This window comes from Kitasatospora dryopteridis (assembly GCF_050749075.1).
Classification (GTDB): Bacteria; Actinomycetota; Actinomycetes; order Streptomycetales; family Streptomycetaceae; genus Kitasatospora.
Window position 1 is genome coordinate 7744391 of the sequence record NZ_CP192749.1, and the last position, 20377, is coordinate 7764767.

Here is a 20377-nt window from a genome sequence, read left to right on the forward strand (position 1 = left end):
TGCGTCCCCAGTTTTTCGGAAGCCTTCCTCCAAGGTGTCGCCACCGGGCTGCCAGGACTATCAACACGCCGTGCGAGCAGGCTGGTTGAAGGCATGCTCGCACGCGCGGTCCCGGCCGGCGGCTCCATCGTCAGCGCGACGCGGACAGGTCCGGGGCGGGGTGCCCGTTTGCATCAGGTCCTCCTGAAGGGCCCGATCCCGTGGTTTCCGACACATAATGGATGGAATGAAGAAACCATCGGAGTTCCGGCGGCATCTGCCCACCAGCCCCTTCAAAGCCAGGACCGAGGCGCCACTCAAGCGGTTCGCCGTGGGTGACCGCGTCACTCACGACAGCTACGGCCTCGGCCGGGTCATCGGAGTCGAAGGCGACGCCGACATCGCGGTACTCGTCGACTTCGGGTCGCGGCAGGAACGCATCACCCAGCCGTACACCGCGATGTTCAAACTCTGACCAGGGTGCGGTCCCGGCCCTCGCAGTCCCGTCCCTGCTCCTGCGGTGCACCGGATCGCAGGCGTCCGGTGCACCGCGGCAGCCCCGCATCCGTCGAAGGCCGGCCTCATGGGTCGGCCACACGCCCGGCACACATCGCGGACACTGCCTCGGGGCGGGTACCCGAGCCGACGGCCATGTCCTAGTCTGGGAGCCATGTCGAACCCTGACGGGCTTCTCGTTGACATCGCCGCGATGGTCGAGTCCGAGCAGAGCAACCAGATGTCGTTGACTGTGGTGGTTCCCGGCGCAGTGATCACCGGCAGGCTCGCACCGGTGAGCCTGTGGTGGGAGCGGGTGGCGGAGGTCCTCCAGGCCTCGGACCACCTGAAGCCGTTCGCCGCGCTCTTCGCCTCGTCCGTCGACAGCGCGCCCGCGCGGCCCACCCACCTCCACCTCCACCGGGCGAAGATCCTGCAGGGCGACTTCGGGCTACCGCACACCGGCGGCATGTACCGCATCGCCATCGAAGACATCAGCAGCTGGACAATCGGGGACCTCAGCTACTCCGACGTCCGACAATGACATCGGGTCACACGGACGTTGACGGCCTTTCCCGGCGTGCCATCCCGAGCAGCAGCTTCGCGGCCACCGTGGCCCCGTCGGTGTGCATCGTGCCGGCCACGGCCCGCGCCCGTTCGCGGGTCCCGGGGGTCAGGGCCGTCCTGAGCGCGGCCGACAGGGACCCGACGGTCGGAGCCGGACCGTCGTGGGCCGCGCCGATGCCCAGCTCGGCCACCCGCTCCGCCCAGTACGGCTGGTCCACGATCTGGGGTACCACCACCTGGGGCGCGCCGGCCCGGGCGGCCGCCGTCGTGGTGCCCGCGCCGCCGTGGTGCACGACGGCGGCCACCCGGCCGAACAGCGCCTGGTGATTGACCTCCCCGACAACGAAGCAGTCGTCCTTCTCGTCGATCGGGGACAGGTCCGCCCAGCCGCGGCCGATGACGACACGTCGGCCCTGCGCACGGACCGCCTCGACGGCCACCCGGGCGACGTCCCCCGCCCCGCGCAGGGGCATGCTGCCGAAGCCCACGTACACCGGCGGTGTGCCGGCGTCCAGGAACGCCTCCAACCCGGCCGGCAACGGGCGTTCGTCCGGCAGGATCCACGCGCCGGTCTGCACGACGTCGAGACCGGCCGACCGCCACGGGTCGAGGACCGGGTCGGTCGCCAGCCACGGGCCGTCGGTGAGGACGTAGTCGCGGACGTTGTCCACCGGCGGAAGGCCGACCGACGCCCGGTGGGTGTTGACCGCCTCACCGAACAACGCGTTCATGGTCCCGATGTTGAGGTCCCACAGCTCCCGGTTGTCGGTCACCTCCGGCGGGTACGGGTGGCTCGGGTACTGGAACGGCGGGCGGTGCTCAGAGGGCAGGACGGTCGGCTGGAGGCCCAGGTACACGTACCCGAGACCCAGCTTCTCGGCCGCCGACCGCGCGCCGGCCGCACTCGGGAACAGGCCGGTCGCCACCACCACTGCACCTGCCTCGGCCTCCGCCACGATCGCGTTGTAGTACGCAGAGACCAACGCGGCCACGCGCCGGGGAAAGTCCGACGCGGCCGGCGGCGCCCCGGTCACCAGCGCGCGTACCGACTCGCTCACCGGCACCATCGGCACATTGACAGCGGCCAGCCGCTCCGCGAACTCCTCGTCCGGCGGCGCACACACCCGTACCTCCGCACCCAGTTCCCGCAACCGCACCGCGAGCCCCGCAAGGGGCTGGACGTCTCCGCGTGACCCGTACGTGGACAACAGCACACGCATTTCGTGAATCCCCCACCTTCTCCGAGCTCTTTCCCTGAGATGCAGATTCTGCGGCACGACCGGGGTCTTCCCACAAGCCCCCCTGTGCGCTATACGTTGAGAACGGCGAGGAGTGGGAAACCGCCTCCGTTCACCGTCGGCCACCTCATCGCGGTGACGACCCCGCCGAACGGTCCGGCTTCCTCGCAGTACCCGGCACACAGCCGCTGCGTCCGTCAACTCGCTTCGACCGCCGAGAGATCAGTGACGGACAAGCCTTAGAATCAGCATCATGGGAGAGCGCTCGGGCGCGCCCACCGCGCCGCCACTGGTTCTCGTCACCGACACGGACTCGCAGCTGATCGATCCGCGCCGGGCCTACCACGTCGGCCGAGACCCGACCGGCGAGATCGTCCTCAGGGACCCCAGGGTCTCCTGGCACCACGCCGTGCTGCGCGCCGCCGCCGGGCACTGGCTGCTGGAGGACGTCGGCAGCACCAACGGCACCTTCGCCGACGGCCGCCGGATCCAGCACGAGGACATCGGCCCCGGCAGCCGGCTGCGGTTCGGCAACCCGGCCGACGGCCCGTCCGCCACCTTCGCCGACGTGGCCGCACCGGCCGCCGGCGAGCGGACCTCGCTGATCGCCCCGCAGGCCTCCGGCGTGTTCCGCGAGCCGAGCACCGTGCTGCGGCTGGTCGGCCGGACGGTGCGGATCGGACGGGCCGGCGACAACGACCTCGTCCTCGACGACCTGGAGGTCTCCCGGCACCACGCCGAGCTGCGCATCCTGTCGGACGGCCGCTTCGAGATCGCCGACGTCGGCAGCCACAACGGCACCTACCTCAACGGCCAGCCGGTGCTCAACGCCCTGGTCGGCCCGGCCGACATCATCGGCATCGGCCACTCCGCACTCTGCCTCTCCGGCGACGAGCTGGTCGAGTACACCGACATCGGCGAGATCTCGCTCGACGTCCGGGGCCTGGTGGTCCGGGTCGGCCCGGACCGGCGGGTGCTGCTGAACGACGTCGGCTTCCCGCTCGCCGAGAAGGCGCTGCTCGCGGTGGCCGGCCCCAGCGGCGCCGGCAAGTCCACCCTGCTCAACGCGCTCACCGGGCTGCGCCCCGCCGACGAGGGCACCGTCCTCTACGACGGACGCGACCTCTACCGCGACTACGCCGAACTGCGCCGCCGGATCGGCCTGGTGCCGCAGGACGACATCCTGCACACCCAGCTGACCGTGCGTCGCGCGCTCTCCTACGCGGCCGAATTACGCTTCCCCGGCGACACCTCCAAACACGAGCGGGAGGCCCGGGTCGCCGAGGTGATCCGCGAGCTCGGCCTGGACAGCCGCGCAGACCTGGTGATCTCCAGCCTCTCCGGCGGCCAGCGCAAACGCGTCAGCGTCGCCCTGGAGCTGCTCACCAAGCCCTCGCTGCTCTTCCTCGACGAGCCGACCTCCGGGCTGGACCCGGGCATGGAGCGCTCGGTGATGCACATGCTGCGCGGCCTCGCCGACGACGGACGCACGGTGGTCGTGGTCACCCACAGCGTGCTCAGCCTGAACGTCTGCGACCGGCTGCTGGTGCTGGCCCCCGGCGGCCGGACCGCCTACTACGGCCCGCCCGACGAGGCGCTGCCGTTCTTCGGCTACACCGAGTGGCCCGAGGCCTTCGAGGCCTTCGAGAGCGAGGACCACGCCGCCTGGCAGCGCCGGTTCCGGGAGTCCCCGCAGTACCAGCAGTACGTGGCCACCGCGGCGGCGCGCAGGCGGGCCCGGATATCCGGCCGCGCCGGCCGGCGGGCGCCCCGCCGGGAGCCCGATCCGTCCGGAGCAGCCGCAGAGCTGGTTCTCCCAGCTGTCCACGCTGGTCCGCCGGTACACCTCGGTGCTGGCCGCCGACCGGCTCTTCCTCACCGTGATGATCGCCCTGCCGTTCGTCATCGGCGTGATGTGCCGGGCGATGGCCGGCGCATCGATCTCCTCGGAGAACGCGATCAACGTCGTGCTCACGCTCTGCATCGGCGGCGTGCTCACCGGCTCCGCCAACGCGGTCCGCGAGGTGGTCAAGGAACGGCCGATCTACCAGCGCGAACGCGTGGTCGGCCTGTCCAGATCCGCCTACCTGGTCTCCAAGGTGGTGGTGCTCGGCACGGTCACGGTGGCGCAGGCGGCCGTGCTGACCACCGTCGGCCTGGCGGGCGTCGACCTCGGCCCGACCCTGCCGAACGGACAGCAGGTGGAGAGCGGGGTGGTGCTGCCGCCGCTGGTCGAGCTGATCATCGCCGTCGCGCTGCTCTCGTTCGCCTCCATGATGCTCGGCCTGCTGGTCTCCGCGCTGGTCCTCAAGGAAGAGGCCACCATGCCGATGCTGGTGCTCCTCTCGGTGGTGCAGATCGTGTTCAGCGGCGCCATGCTGAAGGTGTACGGGGTGCCCGGCCTGGAGCAGTTCGCCTGGCTGGTGCCGTCCCGCTGGGGTCTGGCCGCGATGGCCCAGACCATCGATCTGCACACGGTCTTCCCGACCGGGATCACCGCCGACCCGCTGTTCCGGCCGGACCGTTCCCGCTGGCTGCGCTGCATGGTGATGCTGATCGCCCTCTCGGCGGCGCTCGGCCTCGCCGTACTGGCCCTGCTGCGCCGACAGGAACCGGCGATCATGCGGAAGTAGCGTGACATCTGGTCGTCTTCGGGCGAACCCGGGGTTCGTTCCCGTCCACGGCCCGGGGCCCCACGCCAGCTCGGAGGCCGGGCCGGCGTGGGGCCCCGGGCCGGGTCGGTGGTGGCTACGACGGAAGGGCGGTGCGGCCGTGCAGGCTTGTGGAGAGCGTCCGGCCCAGTGCCACGGTGCTGAGGCCGAACATCAGGACGCCCAAGGGGACATGGAGCGCCGGCAGGTGGGCGACGCCCAGCACGACCTGGACCGACGCGAGGCCGAGGAAGCCGGTGGCGTACAGGATGGGGCGGGGTGATCCGCCGCCCGGCCGCCACAGGAGGACCGCGGCAAGCACGTACAGCATCGACGCGCCGTACATCACGCGGGCTCCGACGCTGTGCAGCGTCTCGCCGTAGGAGGTGGACAGCAGCAGTCCGGCGCTGGTCGCCTGGAGGAACAGGGTCAGGGTCTGCAGGGCGATCGCGGTCCTGAGGAATGTGCGGGCGCCGCCTCGGGCCGCCGTCGTGCGTCTGGTCATGGTGTGGTCCTCTGTGGTGGTGTGCGGTGTGCGGCAATGGACGCGTGCCGCCTGGTGCAGGCGGGTCCGGTGGACGAACGCCGGCCGCGGGTCGATCAGCTCACGGGGACACCGGCCGTGATCCGGGGGCTCAGGCCGTAGGCGGCGGCAGTGTCGATCCAGTTGACGCCGGACGTCACGGCGTGCCGGATCGCCGCGACCGACTCGGCGTCGTCGGTCCCGCCCCAGCCGAATTGCCAGCCAGATCCCGCCACCGCCCAGGAGCCGAAGCCGACCCGGGTGATCTCCATCCCGGTCTCCGTCGCGAGCCCCTCCAGCCTGACGGCGTCGCGGCCGGAGAGGACCGGGACGAATCCGCGCTCCCGCAGCTCCGACACGACGAACCGCCCGGTGTGCCGGTACGCGCCGAACACCGCGACCGTCTGCCCCGATCCCATGGTCCGTCCCCTCGTTCTCCCGGACGATCAACTGCGCAACATCCTGGCGAGAGCGGGTGTCTGACGACTAGTGTCCGAAACGACGCACCCCGTACAATTCCGGACATGGCTACTGTCGCCCTGGCCGTCACCGACGGGATGCTCCACTTCGAACTGTCCCTGGCCTACGAGGTCTTCGGCGCCGCCCCGGACGCCGTGGCGGTCCCCTGGTACGACGTCACCGTCTGCGGGTCGGCCGCCGTGCAGGTCGGCAGATTCCGGCTGGCGCCCGACCACGGGCTCGACCACCTGCGCCACGCCGACACCGTCATCGTTCCGGGCTGGGCCGACATCGACGTCGACCCGCCCGCCGAACTGGTCGACGCCGTACGCGAGGCCCACGAGGCGGGCGCCCGCGTGGCCTCCCTGTGCACGGGCGCGTTCGTGCTGGCCGCCGCCGGCCTGCTCGACGGGAAGCGCGCCACGACGCACTGGGCGCACACGGAGGCCCTCGCGGCCCGCTACCCGCAGGTGGAGGTCGACCCGGACGTCCTGTACCTGGACAACGGCCGCGTGCTCACCTCCGCGGGCAAGGCCGCCGCCATGGACCTGTGCCTGCACCTCGTCCGCCTCGACCACGGCTCGTCGGTGGCCAACGTGGTGGCCCGGCGCCTGGTCGTACCGCCGCACCGGGACGGCGGCCAGTCGCAGTTCGTCACCACCCCGGTGCCCGCGCCCGGCAACCACCCGCTCGCCGACCTGTTCCCGTGGGTCATGGCCCGCCTGGACCACCCGCTGACCGTCGAGGACCTGGCCCGCCAGGCGCGGATGAGCTCCCGTCATCTGGGCCGCCACTTCAAGTCGGTGACCGGCACCACCCCGCTGCAGTGGCTCCTGGCCCAGCGGATCCGCTACGCCCAGGAACTGCTGGAGACCACCGACGACAGCATCGACACCATTGCGGCGGCCACCGGCATGGGCACCGCCACGACCCTGCGCCGCCACTTCAGCCGCACCGTCGGCGTCCCCCCGGACACCTACCGCCGCACTTTCCGCACCCGGACGCGCGCCTCCCTCCCCACGACACCCGAACCCCGCGCCGAACCCCGCGCCGAACACCGTCCTCTGGACGGAACGCTCTCGTAGCGCCGCGGCCGGTGCGTGGCGGGAGCCCTTGCCGCGGGGCCGCCGTCGATGCTCTTGCCGATCTTCGTCGGGGGACGACTTCAGCCCGAAGGCGGCACGTTCACCTCGTCGCGCTGTGCGTGCGCGGCGGCCAACAGGACCTCCGCTGCCTCGGTCCGGACGTAGAGGACGTACCGGCCGCTGCGGTGCGCGTCGACCAGCCCGGCGGCGCGGAGGGCGGTCAGGTGCTGGGAGACGCCTCCGGCGGTGATCCCGGTGCGGCGGGCCAGGTCCGTGGTCGATGCGGGCGTGTCGAGTTCCGCCAGCAGGTGGGCCCGGGAGCGGCCGATGACCGATGCGAGGTTCTGCGGGAGTTCGGTCCGCCGTTCCCAGAGCGTGGCCACGCCGCGCGGCGGGTAACGCAGCGTGGGTTGCCAGGCCGGGCTGGTGACGGAGAAGACCCGGGGCCAGACGAACGCCGACGGCACGAGGAGGAGGCCGCGTCCGCCGAGTGCCCGCCGGCCACGGGCGTAGTGGTGTCCGACGTACAGCGTGTCGTCGTCCCAGGTCACGTTGGTGCCCAGGTCGTTGAGCAGTGCTTGTGCCCCGCTCTCGGCAAACACCCTGGCCCGGTGGAGTACGTCGCCCTCCAGCAGGGAGCGCACGCGCGGCCAGTACGGCGCGAGTGCGATCTCCCAGTACGCCGCCACGGTGTCGGCGAGTTCGGCGAGACCTCGAAACGGATCGCTCCGCAGCCGCTCGATCCGCTCGGAGCGCGGCGCCCGCCTGCCGCCGAGGCCCGACCGGACCTGCTCCGCCGGGGTGGACCGCAGTACGGCCAGCTCGAGTCCCAGATCGGCGACCGACGTCGTCGGCGGCGGCGCGATGAAGACCGGTATCGCAAGGGGTGGCTGGGGGACCAGGTCCGCGAGCAGGCCCCAGTCCAGCCCCGAGGCGGCCAACCGCCGGCCGGCCTCGTCGCTCCACCGCCGGTAGAGCGGGTGCTCGGCCGGGTGCTTCAGCACCCTGATGCTGGCCACCACTTCCCACAGCGGCGACAGGGCGAACCTGGTGCGGGCCAGGTCGCGGACGGAGAACGCCAGGTCCAGCACGGTGCAGCCCTTCTGCCGAGAAGATCCCACTGCCAAGAGGCCAGGATTCAGCACAGCCTAAATTCATGGTCGCCCGGCCTCCTCGGCAAGAGGCTCACTCCATGACCACCGCTGATCTCGCGCGAGCGGACACGACCGCTCCCACGCCCGCGCCGCGCCGTTCCGTCCTCCGCGACCCCGGCTTCCGCCTGCTCGTCGGCGCAGCAGCCGTGAGCAAGCTCGGCACCTCGGTGAGCTTCCTGGCGATGCCTCTGACAGCCGTGCTGGCCCTGCACGCATCGGCAGGGCAGGTCGGCCTGCTGGCGACGATGAGCACGCTCTCCTTCCTGCTGATGGGCCTGCCGGCCGGAGCCTGGGTGGACCGGATGCGGAAGCGGCCCGTGATGATCGCCGCCGACCTGACCAGGGCGGCGCTCCTGTGCTCGGTCCCGGTGGCCTGGCTGCTCGGATGCCTGACGATCCAGCAGCTCTGTCTGGTGGTCCTCCTGACAGGCCTGGCCACGGTGTTCTTCGATGTGGCCGCTCTGAGCCATCTGCCCGATCTGGTCGGACGGGATCGGCTCACCCAGGCCAACGCCCACCTGGTGACGGTGGATGCGCTCACCCTGGTCGGCGGGAGAAGCGCGGGCGGCTTCCTGACCGCCCTGCTGTCCGCTCCGACGGCGGTCGCGGTCGATGCGGCCGGCTACGTGTGGTCGGCGGTCCTCCTGCTGCGAATCCGCCGGGCAGAGCCACAGCCGCAGCGCTCGCGCAGCGCCCGCCTGTCCCGCGAGATCGGCGAGGGCCTTCGCTTCGTGTTCGGCCACCCGGTCCTACGACCCGTCGCACTCGCCGGAGCATGGACCAACCTGTCCGTCCAGCTGTGTCAGACCGTGCTCCCGGTGCTGTTCGTCCGTGAGCTCGGGCTCTCCGGCGGCGTCATCGGCCTGTTCTTCGCCACCGGTGGTCTCGGCGTGTTCACCGGTTCGCTGTCGGCCCGGTGGCTGGCCCGACGGTTCGGTGCGGGCCGGGTGCTGTGGTTGATGGGCCTCGCCGTCGCGCCGTTCGGCGTCCTCATGGCGCCGGTCGACCGGGGTCCGGCACTCTGGCTGGCCGCCGGGGGCTGGCTGGTCACGACGTTCAAGGTCGGCATCGACAACGTGATCAAGGTCAGCTTCCGCCAGAGCGTGACCCCGGACCGGCTGCTCGGCCGGATGAACGCCACCATGCGGGTCGTGCTGACCGGCTCGCTCGCGCTCGGCGCGGCGCTGGCCGGCCTCCTGGGCGAGCTCGTCTCCGTCCGGGCCGCCCTGTGGCTCGGGGCGGCCGGGCTCGCCACGGTCTGGATACCGATCTTCTTCTCACCGCTGCGCACCCGGCGCCGACTGCCCGGACCGACGGTCCCCGCTGCGCCGACGATACCGAGCGAGCGCCGCCCCGAGGGGTGAAGGCCCCTGGGGCGGCGCTCCGACGAGCGTCAGTCGGATAGCGAGAGGTAGACCCGGTTGCCCCGGGTGCGAACTCGTTCGACCTCCCGTTCGCGGTCGGCCTTGCGGAGCCCGTCCTTGCTCCGCTGCCGCTGCCCCCGGCTGACCCCTCGCCGGGCGCTCGGCGACGCCGCCCGCAGCTTCACCGACTGCAGGGTGGCGTCCGCGCGTCGGCGGGCGTTGATCCGCAGTCTCTCCACGGCAGCCTCCGTCGACGGGTGATGACCCTCGTACAGATCACCAGGGCACTTCGCCGGCGTCCTCGAAGAACTTGCCGGTCGGGCCGCCGTCGGGCAGGGTCGCGAGTCGGATGGCGATCGCCGCGCCCTGTTCGGGGGTGCGCACGCCGCGGAAGCCGTTGAGGTCGGTCGCGACGTAGCCGGGGCAGCCGACGTTGATCAGGATGTTCGTGCCCCTCAGCTCCCGGACGTACTGGAGGGTGACGGCGTTCAGGAGCGTCTTCGACGGCGAGTACGCCGCGGCCACCGGACCTATCGTCTGCTCATCAGCGGCCCCCGACTGCCGGGTGAGGGAGCCGACACCGCTGGACATGTTCACGATCCGCGGAGCGGCGGAGCGGCGCAGCAGTGGCAGCATCGCGTTGGTGACGCGGATGACGCCGATCACGTTGGTCTCCACCACCGTCCGGATGGTGGCGGGATCGACCCGGGTGGGCTCCTGCGGCATGCCGCCGGTGATGGCGGCATTGTTGACGAGCACGTCGAGGCGCCCGGTCTGTTCCTCGATCAGCCGTGCGGCGGCGGTTGCGCTCGCGTCGTCGGTCACGTCCAGCGGTACGCCGAACGCGTCGACCCCGGCCGCGCGGAGCCTCTCCACCGCGGCCTTGCGGCGCTGATCGTCACGGGCGCCGACGCCCACGCTCCAGCCGAGGGCGCCCAGGCCCGCGGCGATCTCGTAGCCGATTCCCTTGTTCGCGCCGGTGACCAGCGCAGTCGTTCGCTCGTTCATAGGGGCCATGCTGCCCTCGGACTCCGGTGGGGGTCCAAGACCGATCGGGTGGGCAGCGATACCGTCCGGGTATTGATCCGGAGTAGCGTGGCCGCATGGAGACACGGGAACTGCGATATTTCGTCGCTGTCGCCGAAGAGCTGCACTTCGGGCGCGCCGCGGAGCGGCTCGGGATCGCGCAGCCGCCGCTGTCACGGGCGATCCAGCAGCTCGAACGCCGGCTCGGGGCACCGCTGTTGGACCGGACCAGCCGCACTGTCACGCTGACCGAGGCCGGCGCGGTGCTGCTGGCGGAGGGCCGGTCGGCCCTCGATGCGGTCGACGCTGCCGAGCGCCGGACCCGCCGCGCCGCCCTCTCCGCGACCGGCCGTCCCGGACTGGTGCTGGTCACGAAGGCCAGCGCGTCCCGCGAACTGCTGGCGAAGCTGCTCGACGCGTACGCCGCCGAACCCGGCGCAGTCCCCGTCGACGTGATCCTGTGCGGCCCGGCCGAGCAGGCGCGACTCCTGCGCGAGGGCCGGGCCGATGTGGCGCTGCTGCACCGGCCGTTCGACTCGACGGCCGGGTTCCACACCGAAGAGCTCGGCACGGAGGGTCAGGTCGTGGTCCTGCCGGCGGGGCATCCGCTCACCGTCCGGACCCACGTGCACATGGCCGACATCACCGGGCTGCCCGGCCTGCCCCTGCCGCGCTGGCCCTGCCCCGACGGCACCTACCCGCCCGGCCCCGGCCCGCAGGTCCGTGACCACGCGCAGTTGTTGCAGCTCGTGGCGCTGGGCCGTGCTTGCGCGGTCTCGCCGGAGTCGTGCCGAGCCCAACTGCACGGTGACGTCGCCGCCGTGCCCGTGCTGGACGCGCCGACAGTCACCACCGTGATCGCCTGGCCGCCGCACAGCCGCTCCAGGGCCGTCGCCGACCTTGTCCGGACTGCGACACGTCTCCAGTGAGTCGCCCCGGGCGTCGGTGCGCCGGCGGCTGTCCGGCGAGGTCGGTGGTGGAGGTCGCCGGCTGACCGGACGGGTCGGGACGGCGGTTTGCCCGCACCGGAGTTCGGGCCCCGAGCCGTGGTGAGGACGGGTGCCGGCTGCTTCAGGGGGTCGTTGCGAGGGTGTCGTCGAGCCAGTCGAGGACGCGGGCCAGGGAGTGGCGCATGGCGCCGGGGTGGCAGTGGGCGCCGGCTCCTTCGTCGGCGGTGAACACCATGAGGGTCCTGGGGCAGGTCAGGTGGTCGTAGAGCTGCTGGGGCTGTCCCTTGAAGAATTCGTCCTCGGCGGCGTCGCACACCAGCGTGGGGCACCGGATCTGCTCGGCGATGCCGCCCCGGAGGGTGTAGTCGAGGTAGGAGGCGCTGAAGGCCCGGGGGGTGTCGACGCCCATGACGTACATGCCGTGGTTGATTGCCCACCGTGCGGTGGCGTCCTGGGCGATGATCTGCCGGAAGCGGGCGTCGAGTTGGGGGTCGGAGTCCGCGCGCAGGCGCCGTTCGGCTTCCTCGCGGTCGCCGGGGATGCTGCGGACGGATATCGCGCCGAGGTCGTGGACGCCGTCGACGGTGACCAGTGCGGCCAGCCGGTGTTCGAATGCCGCCGCCCTGGGGGCGAGCAGGCCGCCCATGCTGGAACCCAGGAGTGCGATGCGGCTGTTGTCGACCTCGGGCAGGCTTTCGGCGAAGTCGACGACGGGGGTGACGACGTTCTCCCAGTCGGGGCGGAAGACCAGGCCCTCGCGGTGCCGCGGTCCGGGTTGCCCGGGTCCGTCGAAGGTCAGCACGGTGTAGCCGCGTTCGACGGCGGCCAGGGCGCCGCTGAAGTGGAGTTCCTCGGCGGTGCCGTCGAAGCCGCTGTGCATGATCAGGGTCGGCCGCGGTGCCCCGGTGGTGTCGGCCCGGTAGAGGTAGCCGGGCAGGGTGGTGCCCTCGTAGGGGATGGCAACCGGTTCGATGCGCGGGGTGTACAGGGCCGCCGCGGCCCGGAAGCAGGCCACGCTCTGGTCGTAGGCGTGGTCGTGGCGGGGGTCGCACGGGTGGCCGTGGAGGAAGAACTCGGCCGAGCGGTAGTAGTTGGACGCCCGCAGGAATCCGTCCCGGGCGCTGATGTCGTGGCCGGCGTCCAGGGCCTGCCGGGCCCGGCCGGCCACCCGGTCGGCGGTGGCGAGCCACTCGTCGTGCCAGCTGCCGTGGTCGCCCTCCTCGATGCGCTCGCAGGTGGAGACCACCTCGCCGAAGTCGGCTCCGCCGTAGGCGATGTGGCTCATCGAGCGCAGGGTCTCGTACCAGAACTGGGGGTTGTCGGGGAACAGCAACGGCTTCACGGCGGCCTCCTGGAGGTGTGACAACTGGTCGGACGGTGCGGGGTTCAGCGGGCGCTGCCGAGGTTCCGGTCGCTGTCGGCGCCCTCGAGCATGAGGGTGGTCTCCTCGATGCGGCGGAAGCGGCCGTCGGAGGCGAACTCGGCGAAGACGTAGACCTCCATGCGGACCGTGGAGCCGTCGGTCTTGACGACCTCCATCGTGTGGCGGTCGGCGTAGCGGTCGCCGGACGAGAGTTCGTCGTGGACCTCGACCGAGCCGTCGGCGACGACCGTGCGCAGGTGGGCGATGTGGGCGAGGAACTCGGTGCGGTCCGCCCAGTCGCCGTCGGTGCGCTGGCGGTAGTCGGGGGCGAAGTGCCGGTCGGCGGCCTCGTCCAGGTCGAGGCCCGGGGTGAGGAGCAGGTCGGTGAGGGCGGCGCGGATGTCGGTGCGGGTCATGGGGGTTCCTTCGGTTGCGTACGGGAGTGCCCCGCCGTGGATCGGGCAGGGATGCGTGCCTGAAGCACGCTTATGACTGTAGCAGGAAAAGCGTGCGTCGAGCACGCTAATCTGGAGGGGTGAACAACTCGACAGGACACGACATCGCCGAAGCGCTCGGACTGCTCCTGCGGCGGAGCACCCGCGCCCGCCTCTACACCCGCCTGACCGAGGGGCTGGGGGAGGCGGTCGACGAGCTCACCTACCCCGTCCTCAGCGGCCTGGCCCGCACCGGCCCCGCCAGCGCCGCCGACCTCGGCCGCGAGATCGGACTCGACCGCACCACCGTCACCCGCCGCGCCGACCGCCTGGAGCGGGCCGGCCTGCTCCAGCGCCAGCCGGACCCGGCCGACGGCCGCGCTACCCTGCTCGCCCTCACCGATGGCGGCCACACCGTCATCTCGGCCACCCGGCAGCGGCTGGCCTCCGGCATCGAGGACTCGCTCGCCACCTGGCCACAGGCCGACGCCCAGGCCTTCGCCCGACTCCTGCGCCGCTTCGTCGACGAGGGACCCTTCACCGCCGACCACGGCTGACTGCCACCCGCTCACCGGGCGTTCCGGCTCGGCTCGTGTCGGCACCGCGGACCGCGTACGCCGGGACGTCAGTGGGAACGCCGTATTCCCCGCTCGGCCGCAGGGCCGTCGCCGGGATCGGCCTGCCGGCCCGCTGCTGGAATTCCCGGACAACGGTCGGCGCGGGTGCGGTGTCCGATCCCTGCCCGCGCTGTCGCTCTCGGCGAGCAGGAGATCGTCGACCGCTCGTGGGGCCCGCCGTCCCCGGTCGCCGCACATGCGGCAGCATCTCGTCGTCCACCTCGGTCGGCGGGCTGCCCGCGCGCGGCTCGCCTGCCGACCGCTACCACCGGCCCGGCCGCTGGACGGGATGGTCGGTGTGACTGGGTTGTTCGGGTGACGGGCCCGCACCGCCGCGTTGCGCGAGTGCCGCACCGGGGAGCCGCTGGGAGGATCGGGCGCAAGTGGCGGGGGCTTTCGTTGCCGGGCGACTGTGGCGAACAACGCGACTGCGGCGAACGACAAGGAGCGCCTGTGTCCCACCGCCTCAGCGGTCCGAACCTGCGCTCCCCGAAGGGCGACGCGCGGTTGGACCTGACCGACCTGTTCGTGTTCCCCGCGGCCGAGGCGGGCCGCACGGTCCTGATCATGAACGTGAACCCGTTCGCCCCGACCCAGGGCGAGGCGTTCCACCCGGACGCGGTCTACCGGATCAACATCGACACCGACGGCGACAACCGGGCGGACATCGCCTACAGCTTCGTCTTCTCCCCGCCCCGCGACGGGGCCCAGACCGTCACCGTCCACAGGGCCGAGGGGCCCGAGGCCCAGCAGCGCGACGCCGCCGGACCGGCCGTCATGTCCGACATCGCCGTCGCCTTCGACCGCGTGTCCGGCGTCGCGTCTGGGCGCGCGTGAGCCTGCGCCAGAACGGCGAACTGGTGTCGGTGGACCGCGGCGCGCATCCGTCCCTGACTGCGTACTTCAACGCGGAAGAGGTCAAGGACGCCTACAACGCCGGTGAGCCGGCCGACGACTGGGACACCTACCGCGAGGCCTGGACGGCGGTCCTGTCCCACACCGGCGGTTACGGGCCGCAGGAGGCGGAAACCGCCCTGCGGACCGTCCTGCCCGACGTGCTGCGCTACGACCGCAGCCGGCCGGCGGCCTACCCGAACGGGCGGACCCTCGTGGACGACGTGACCTCCGCGCGGCTCGCCATGATCTCCAACGGGAAGATCACCGACGACCGCATTCCCCCGCACACCTGCTCACCCTCTTCCCCTACCTCGGCGAGCCGCACCCGGTGCCGGCCCCCTGACGGCCGGCCCGCGCGGTTCACGCCGGAGCTACCGTCAGAAACGGGGACGAATGCCCGAAGCCGCCGTGCCGTACTCGACCGGCATCCCGTGCCGGGCCGATCCGATGGCCAAGGACCAGCAGGCCGCGCTGGACTTCTACCGCGACCTGCTCCGCCGGCAGGGCCGACCGGGCCCCGCCGAGTTCGGCGGGTACGCGGTCTGCGAGCCCAACGGCAAGGCCGTCGCCGGCATCGCCCCCGCCATGGCTCCCGAAGGCATGCCGGAGCCCCCACCGTCTGGACCACCCACCTGGCCAGAACCGACGCCCGGGCCACCCAGGACGCGATCGTCGCCGCGGGCGGCACCGTGGTCGCGCCGGTGGTGGACGTCGCCAACCTGGGCCGCGTGCTGGTGGCCTCGGACCCGCAGGGCGCTCCGTTCGCCGTGATCACACCCACCCCGATGCGAGGCAGGTCCGTTCGTCCTGCTCCATCGATGTGCAGAAACCGGGGTGTCCCCGGGCGGGCGCAGCTGATCTACCGCGCGACGCAGTGTCCTCACCGCACCCCCGGAAGGCGCCAATGCCCCAATTCGGCCCTCCACGGCGTCGGATGGGGGATGATGCCGACCATGGCAGACGACCCGACCCGTCAGCTCCTCGACCGTTTCGTCGGCCTCCTCCGGCCAACGCCGTCGCTGATCTCGGTGTGGGCGCACGGCTCGCTGGCCGGAGGCGACTACCGGCCGGGCCGCAGCGACCTCGACCTGATCGCCGTGGTGGAGCACCGCTGCGATCCGGCCCGGGAAGCGCAGATCGTCGAGGTCCACGAAACCCTGGCAGCGGACGCCCCGCTCGCGTCCAAGCTGCACTGCAGCTACGTCGCGGCGGGCGAATGGGACGACCTCGCGATGCAGCACCCGACCTGGGCCCACGAGGAGTTGATGCACCGCCCGGTCACGGCGGTGACCCGCCGCGAACTGCACCGGTTCGGCGCGGTCCTGTACGGACCACCGCCGGGCGACCTCGTGCCGCGCATCACCGACCGGCAGCTCGCCGACTTCGTCGCCGACGACCTGAGGACATACTGGCGCCCCGCTCTCGACCACCCCGAACGGTGGCACCAGGACATCTGGGTCGACCTCGGCCTGCTCACCCTGGCACGGGCGGCCACGACACTGAAGAGCGGATGCCTGATCACCAAGTCCGAGGCGCTCGACGTCCTGGCCGAACTCGGCGCTCCCGCAGACGTGGTGCACGACATCCGGCAGCGCCGGTACGGTCGTCCGGCCCCCACCCCACCGCAGTGGACCGGCCGCCGGGCCGAACTGACACGCGGCTTCCTCGCACGGGCCATCGACGAGGTCCTGGCGGGCCGGCGGCCCTGAGGAACAGCTGCGCCGCTTCGTCGACCAGGGACCCGTCGCCGGTAGCCACGCCTACGTGCCGAACACCTGCGGCGGCCGGGCGTGCCGGACCGCCTCCTCCGCGGACGCGCAGACCAGGAACAGGCCGGCCGCCTCGGTCAGCTCCAGCACCCGGCGCACCGCGCCGCTCGGTGCCAGCAGCACCACGGGCACCCCTCGGTCGGCCGCTGCCGAACGAGCCTGCGAAAGGGCGTTCAACCCGCTGGAGGTGAACAGCTCCACCCCGCTCAGGTCCACGGCCAGCACCCCCGGCAGAAGGCCCAGCGCCTCGTTCAGCACCGCACGTACCCCTGGCTCGGTGTCCATGTGGAGGTCGCCGGCGAACGTGCACACCACTGCTGCTCCCACCTGCGTGGTGCAGCTCTTCAGTCGACCCGTCACGGCTCAGCGCCCCTTGGGCCGGAGCCCGCTCGGGCCCGGGGGTGTTCCCACTTGCCGCCCGAGCCGTGTGGGTCCGGCTGCGGGGCGTAGGCGGGCTGCTGGTGCAGTCCGGGTCGGCCGCCGAGGGCGGCTCGGACGCTGCTGCGGATGGTGAAGAGCCGGTCGGTGCCGGTGTTCTCCAGCAGGCGTCCGACCCGGGCGGCGAGGTGGAGGACCGCCGCCGCACGCGGAACGTCCGTGGCGGTGATCCGCGGCAGGGGTGCGGCGTCGCGGTGGGCGGGGGAGGGCGAGAGGTGTCGGGTACTCACGGGTGCGCTCCTTCCGGGTGGAGCAGCTGTCGTGTCTTCCGGGCCCGTACGCGGGAGCGGTCCGGCTCAGGGCCGTTCGCTGCGTGCGGGCCGGCGACGTGCGGCCGGGATCGCCGGGTACCGGCCCTCATCCCCACCCCGCGGCGATGCCGTCCATGTCTCTGCGCTCCCTCGCTTCGGCGGCGCGGTCGAGTTCGAGCAGGATGTTCAGGGCAGTGGCGGCCGCAGCGGCCGCCGGTACGGCCGCTGCGAGGGCGTCGAACGCGCCCTTCCGGTCGCCGTTGCTCCAGCGGTCCACTGCGATGCAGGCCAGGTCCTTGAACTCGGCGAGTTTGGCGGCGGCCGCGGTCGGCAGGGCGTCGTCGCTCGTGATCGTGCGGTCGTCGGTCATCGGTGCCCTCCCCTGTACGTCGGGGGATCCGTTCGGCGGACTGGTTCAGGAACGGTCGTTGCGCTCGTGCCGGCCACCGGGACGGGTGCCGTGGTTGCCTTCGGCGCCGGGGGGCGGCGAGAGGTCGGCGAACAGCTCCAGGAAGCCGGCGATCTCGTGGCGGGCCTCGGCGGGATGGCGGAAGTGCGTGTGGTCTGTGACGCGGTAGTGGTTGCGGCGGCCGTGCCGGGTGCGGGTCAGGTAGCCGGCGCTCTCCAGGTCGGTGATGATCGCCTGCACGGCCCGCTCCGTCACCCCGCACGAGGCTGCGAGATCCCGCACGCGTACCTGCGGGTCACGCGAGATCATCAGCAGCACCCGGGCGTGCTGGGTCAGGAACGTCCAGCTCGTGCGGGGCTCGTGCTCGTCCGCCACACCACAAGTATGAACCGGAATTCCGGTTTTGCCAGACCTGAATCCGTAGTCGGACGACTCCGTCGGGCAGCCGGCATCCACACCGCCGTGGGGCCCTATGCCGACCGGACGCGGGCGATCAGGAGGGCCACGTCGTCGTGGTCGGAAGGGCGGCGGAGTTCGTGCAGGAGCCGGTCGCAGGTCTCCTCCACCGAGCCGTCGGGCGAGGCGAGGAGGCTCAGCAGGAGGTCGAGGCGTTCGTCGATGGGCTGGTCGCGGGTCTCGACCAGTCCGTCCGTGTAGAGAACGAGCCGGTCGCCGGGTCCCAGGTCGAAGGCGGCGGACTCGAACCGCTGGCCGCCGACTCCCAGCGGTGCGCCGGTGGGCAGGTCGAGCAGTTCCGGCGGCCCGTGGACGGGCACCAGAACGGGCGGCAGGTGGCCGGCGGTGGCCACGCAGCACCGGCGGGCCCGGGTGTCGTACAGCGCGCAGATGCAGGTGGCGATGTACGGGTCCAGGCCCTGGGTGATCCGGTCGAGGTGGCCGAGGATCCGGGCGGGGTCGAGGCCGAGGCCGACGAGGGTGGACATGGCGGTCCGCAGGCGGCCCATGGTGGTGGCGGCCGCGATGCCGCTGCCCATCACGTCGCCCACCACGAGCGCCGTCCTGTCGCCGTCGAGCGGGATCACGTCGTACCAGTCGCCGCCGACCTCGCTGAACGCCTGGGCGGGCCGGTACCGGGCGGCGAGCTCCAAGTGGGGGTGGTGGGGCTGGAGCCGGGGGAGCAGGCTGCGCTGCATGGTCTCGGCGGCGCCGCGGATGCGCTGGTGCAGGCGGGCGTTGTCGATGCACACCGCGGCGTGGGAGGCCAGTTCGCAGGCGAGGGCGAGATCGTCCTCGTCGAACGGTTGCGGGTTGCGGGCCCGCGCAAGGCCGACCACGCCCAGGATCTGGCCGCGGGCGATCAGCGGGACGGCCATGTCGGTGTGGACGCCGGCCTCCGCGAGCAGCCGTGCCGCACCGGGATCGGTGGCGATGCGTTCCAGATCGGGGCCGCGCACGTGGGTGATCAGCAGCGGGCGGCGGGTGCGGATGCAGTGGGCCGCCGGGTGGTCGGCGTGGTAGGCGGTGATGTGTCCGGGCGGCACCACCGCCCGGGCGGCTTCGGTGGGGTAGGCGGCCTTGACCGCCAGGGCGCGGAACAGCATCGGGTCGTCGCGGCCCTCCGCGGAGCCGTCGTGCAGCATGGAGTCGAGGACGTCCACGGCCACCACGTCGGCCAGGGCCGGCACGACGACGTCCGCCAGTTCGCGGGCGGTCTGCTCGACCTCCAGCGTGGTGCCGATGCGGGCGGAGCCGTCGGCGACCAGGGCCAGGCGCTGCCGGGCCCGTTCGACCTCCATGGTCGCCCGGTGCCGGTCGGTGACGTCCACCACCGAGTTCGCGACGCCCAGGACCTGACCGTTGGAGTCCTCCAGCCGGAAGAAGGACACGGACCAGGCGTGATCGTGGTCCGGGTCGGCGCGGGTGCGGCCGACGGTGTACCGGTCGATCACCGGCGTGCCCGACTCCAGCACCTTCCGCATCCGCTCCTCCGCGGTGCCGAACTGGCCCGGCGGCATGACATCGCGGAAGCGGCGGCCCAGATGGCCCTCCTCGGGAACGCCGTGGATCCGCGCCAGCGCCGGATTGACGGTCACGTACCGCAGGTCGGTGTCCAGGACGGCCAGCCCGATCGGCGACTGCGAGACCAGCCGCGTGGACAGCGCCAGGTCGCGTTCCACCTCGCGCAGCCTCAGCCGGTCGGTGGCGAGCCCGAGGGCGTAGAAGTCGCCGACGCTGTCCGTCAGCCTCATGTTGCGGAACTCGACCAGCCTGGTGCTGCCGTCCTTGTGGCGGACCGGGAAGGCGCCCGCCCATCCCCGGCCGGTCCGCAGGACCTCGGCGAACAGGCTCACCGCCAGGTCCCGGTGCTGCGGATGGAGGAGCAGCGACGCAGCGTACCGGCCGACCGCCTCGCTCGCGGAGTAGCCGAACAGCTCCTCGGCCTTCGGGCTCCACATGTCGACCCGCCCGTGGCTCTCCAGCAGCACCGCCGCAACGCCCAGGAGGTCCATCAGCCCGCTGGGGCCCGACGGCACGCTCGCCGCGGGCCCGCCTGCAGACTCCGCCTCGCCCATCGCGGACCCTCCTTCCGCGTCCCCGCCCGGTCAGCGGCCGCGCGCTTTGGCCCAGTACTCCGGAGCCCGCGCCTTCCATGATCCCCGATCGGCGTCGACGCCACGCGCCGGAGGCCCGCCGGCTGCGCCGGACCGTGTCTCCAGCGCCACTCCAGGAATCGGCAGCGGTGATCC

General features: G+C 72.2%; 20 protein-coding genes and 2 pseudogenes. 9 read left to right on the plus strand and 13 right to left on the minus strand.

Features of this window, described 5'->3' with window-relative positions:
* Positions 1-226 precede the first annotated feature (226 nt).
* Complete coding sequence (locus tag ACQ614_RS35250; RefSeq protein WP_431683187.1) at positions 227-454, plus strand: hypothetical protein; 228 nt, start codon at positions 227-229, stop codon at positions 452-454.
* A 195-nt stretch (positions 455-649) separates the two neighbouring features.
* On the plus strand, positions 650-1018 hold the full coding sequence (locus ACQ614_RS35255) for a hypothetical protein (protein ID WP_431683188.1): 369 nt from the start codon (positions 650-652) through the stop codon (positions 1016-1018).
* 7 nt (positions 1019-1025) lie between these two features.
* Here the strand turns inward: ACQ614_RS35255 and ACQ614_RS35260 are convergent, their stop codons facing one another.
* Positions 1026-2261 carry a glycosyltransferase gene (locus tag ACQ614_RS35260; RefSeq protein ID WP_431683189.1) on the minus strand — a complete coding sequence of 412 codons (1236 nt, stop codon included), beginning with the start codon at positions 2259-2261 and terminating at the stop codon, positions 1026-1028.
* A 271-nt stretch (positions 2262-2532) separates the two neighbouring features.
* On the opposite strand from ACQ614_RS35260, the pseudogene ACQ614_RS35265 reads away from it, so the two are divergent.
* Positions 2533-4912, plus strand: a pseudogene (locus ACQ614_RS35265) (FHA domain-containing protein).
* 115 nt (positions 4913-5027) lie between these two features.
* On the opposite strand, the gene ACQ614_RS35270 reads toward ACQ614_RS35265, so the two are convergent.
* Positions 5028-5435 carry a hypothetical protein gene (locus ACQ614_RS35270; RefSeq protein WP_431683190.1) on the minus strand — a complete coding sequence of 136 codons (408 nt, stop codon included), beginning with the start codon at positions 5433-5435 and terminating at the stop codon, positions 5028-5030.
* Positions 5436-5533: 98 nt separating this feature from the next.
* Positions 5534-5872: pseudogene (locus tag ACQ614_RS35275) on the minus strand (aldo/keto reductase); the annotation flags it as partial.
* Between the two features lie 105 nt (positions 5873-5977).
* Here ACQ614_RS35275 and ACQ614_RS35280 point away from each other — a divergent pair.
* On the plus strand, positions 5978-6997 hold the full coding sequence (locus ACQ614_RS35280) for a helix-turn-helix domain-containing protein (RefSeq protein ID WP_431683191.1): 1020 nt from the start codon (positions 5978-5980) through the stop codon (positions 6995-6997).
* An 80-nt stretch (positions 6998-7077) separates the two neighbouring features.
* On the opposite strand, the gene ACQ614_RS35285 is transcribed toward ACQ614_RS35280, so the two are convergent.
* Entirely contained in the window at positions 7078-8118 is a 1041-nt protein-coding gene (locus ACQ614_RS35285; RefSeq protein WP_431683192.1) for a DUF5937 family protein, read from the minus strand.
* 71 nt (positions 8119-8189) lie between these two features.
* Here ACQ614_RS35285 and ACQ614_RS35290 point away from each other — a divergent pair, with 71 nt between their 5' ends.
* Complete coding sequence (locus tag ACQ614_RS35290) at positions 8190-9515, plus strand: MFS transporter (RefSeq protein ID WP_431683193.1); 1326 nt, start codon at positions 8190-8192, stop codon at positions 9513-9515.
* A 29-nt stretch (positions 9516-9544) separates the two neighbouring features.
* On the opposite strand, the gene ACQ614_RS35295 is transcribed toward ACQ614_RS35290, so the two are convergent.
* Both ACQ614_RS35295 and ACQ614_RS35300 read right to left on the minus strand, forming a co-directional pair.
* A complete protein-coding gene (locus ACQ614_RS35295) occupies positions 9545-9754 on the minus strand; it encodes a hypothetical protein (RefSeq protein WP_431683194.1) in 210 nt (69 codons plus the stop codon).
* Between the two features lie 37 nt (positions 9755-9791).
* Positions 9792-10523, minus strand: coding sequence for an SDR family NAD(P)-dependent oxidoreductase (locus ACQ614_RS35300; protein ID WP_431683195.1), 732 nt, complete (start codon positions 10521-10523; stop codon positions 9792-9794).
* Between the two features lie 95 nt (positions 10524-10618).
* Here ACQ614_RS35300 and ACQ614_RS35305 point away from each other — a divergent pair, with 95 nt between their 5' ends.
* Positions 10619-11470 carry a LysR family transcriptional regulator gene (locus ACQ614_RS35305; protein WP_431683196.1) on the plus strand — a complete coding sequence of 284 codons (852 nt, stop codon included), beginning with the start codon at positions 10619-10621 and terminating at the stop codon, positions 11468-11470.
* Between the two features lie 142 nt (positions 11471-11612).
* Here ACQ614_RS35305 and ACQ614_RS35310 read toward each other — a convergent pair whose 3' ends face one another.
* Together ACQ614_RS35310 and ACQ614_RS35315 are read right to left on the minus strand one after the other, a co-directional pair.
* A complete protein-coding gene (locus ACQ614_RS35310; protein ID WP_431683197.1) occupies positions 11613-12833 on the minus strand; it encodes an alpha/beta hydrolase family protein in 1221 nt (406 codons plus the stop codon).
* Positions 12834-12877: 44 nt separating this feature from the next.
* Positions 12878-13270 carry a nuclear transport factor 2 family protein gene (locus ACQ614_RS35315; RefSeq protein ID WP_431683198.1) on the minus strand — a complete coding sequence of 131 codons (393 nt, stop codon included), beginning with the start codon at positions 13268-13270 and terminating at the stop codon, positions 12878-12880.
* A 119-nt stretch (positions 13271-13389) separates the two neighbouring features.
* Here ACQ614_RS35315 and ACQ614_RS35320 point away from each other — a divergent pair, with 119 nt between their 5' ends.
* From ACQ614_RS35320 to ACQ614_RS35330, 3 genes are all read left to right on the plus strand, one after another.
* The gene (locus ACQ614_RS35320) at positions 13390-13845 is read left to right on the plus strand and encodes a MarR family winged helix-turn-helix transcriptional regulator (protein WP_431683199.1); all 456 of its coding nucleotides are present in this window, start codon (positions 13390-13392) and stop codon (positions 13843-13845) included.
* 513 nt (positions 13846-14358) lie between these two features.
* Entirely contained in the window at positions 14359-14742 is a 384-nt protein-coding gene (locus ACQ614_RS35325) for a DUF4331 family protein (protein WP_431683200.1), read from the plus strand.
* Positions 14743-15755: 1013 nt separating this feature from the next.
* Positions 15756-16511, plus strand: a complete 756-nt coding sequence (locus ACQ614_RS35330; RefSeq protein ID WP_431683201.1) for a nucleotidyltransferase domain-containing protein — start codon at positions 15756-15758, stop codon at positions 16509-16511.
* A gap of 51 nt (positions 16512-16562) precedes the next feature.
* On the opposite strand, the gene ACQ614_RS35335 is transcribed toward ACQ614_RS35330, so the two are convergent.
* The 5 genes from ACQ614_RS35335 to ACQ614_RS35355 all read right to left on the minus strand — a co-directional run bounded on the left by ACQ614_RS35335 (position 16563) and on the right by ACQ614_RS35355 (position 20203).
* Complete coding sequence (locus ACQ614_RS35335; protein ID WP_431683202.1) at positions 16563-16931, minus strand: STAS domain-containing protein; 369 nt, start codon at positions 16929-16931, stop codon at positions 16563-16565.
* Positions 16928-17239: a hypothetical protein gene (locus ACQ614_RS35340; protein WP_431683203.1), complete on the minus strand. Its 312-nt coding sequence runs from the start codon at positions 17237-17239 to the stop codon at positions 16928-16930. Before ACQ614_RS35340 ends, ACQ614_RS35335 begins: the two co-directional genes overlap by 4 nt.
* A gap of 127 nt (positions 17240-17366) precedes the next feature.
* Positions 17367-17630, minus strand: coding sequence for a hypothetical protein (locus ACQ614_RS35345; RefSeq protein ID WP_431683204.1), 264 nt, complete (start codon positions 17628-17630; stop codon positions 17367-17369).
* Positions 17631-17675: 45 nt separating this feature from the next.
* Positions 17676-18044, minus strand: a complete 369-nt coding sequence (locus ACQ614_RS35350) for a helix-turn-helix transcriptional regulator (protein WP_431683205.1) — start codon at positions 18042-18044, stop codon at positions 17676-17678.
* 95 nt (positions 18045-18139) lie between these two features.
* Positions 18140-20203, minus strand: a complete 2064-nt coding sequence (locus tag ACQ614_RS35355; protein WP_431683206.1) for a SpoIIE family protein phosphatase — start codon at positions 20201-20203, stop codon at positions 18140-18142.
* Positions 20204-20377 lie beyond the last annotated feature (174 nt).

Bases quoted from the DNA above. Each gene is read 5' to 3' on its own strand.
- ACQ614_RS35290 (WP_431683193.1), top strand. From the start codon at position 8,190: ATGACCACCGCTGATCTCGCGCGAGCGGACACGACCGCTCCCACGCCC.
- ACQ614_RS35300 (WP_431683195.1), bottom strand. From the start codon at position 10,523: ATGAACGAGCGAACGACTGCGCTGGTCACCGGCGCGAACAAGGGAATC.
- ACQ614_RS35270 (WP_431683190.1), bottom strand. From the start codon at position 5,435: ATGACCAGACGCACGACGGCGGCCCGAGGCGGCGCCCGCACATTCCTC.
- ACQ614_RS35315 (WP_431683198.1), bottom strand. From the start codon at position 13,270: ATGACCCGCACCGACATCCGCGCCGCCCTCACCGACCTGCTCCTCACC.
- ACQ614_RS35280 (WP_431683191.1), top strand. From the start codon at position 5,978: ATGGCTACTGTCGCCCTGGCCGTCACCGACGGGATGCTCCACTTCGAA.
- ACQ614_RS35260 (WP_431683189.1), bottom strand. From the start codon at position 2,261: ATGCGTGTGCTGTTGTCCACGTACGGGTCACGCGGAGACGTCCAGCCC.
- ACQ614_RS35355 (WP_431683206.1), bottom strand. From the start codon at position 20,203: ATGGGCGAGGCGGAGTCTGCAGGCGGGCCCGCGGCGAGCGTGCCGTCG.
- ACQ614_RS35255 (WP_431683188.1), top strand. From the start codon at position 650: ATGTCGAACCCTGACGGGCTTCTCGTTGACATCGCCGCGATGGTCGAG.
- ACQ614_RS35305 (WP_431683196.1), top strand. From the start codon at position 10,619: ATGGAGACACGGGAACTGCGATATTTCGTCGCTGTCGCCGAAGAGCTG.
- ACQ614_RS35330 (WP_431683201.1), top strand. From the start codon at position 15,756: ATGGCAGACGACCCGACCCGTCAGCTCCTCGACCGTTTCGTCGGCCTC.
- ACQ614_RS35345 (WP_431683204.1), bottom strand. From the start codon at position 17,630: ATGACCGACGACCGCACGATCACGAGCGACGACGCCCTGCCGACCGCG.
- ACQ614_RS35250 (WP_431683187.1), top strand. From the start codon at position 227: ATGAAGAAACCATCGGAGTTCCGGCGGCATCTGCCCACCAGCCCCTTC.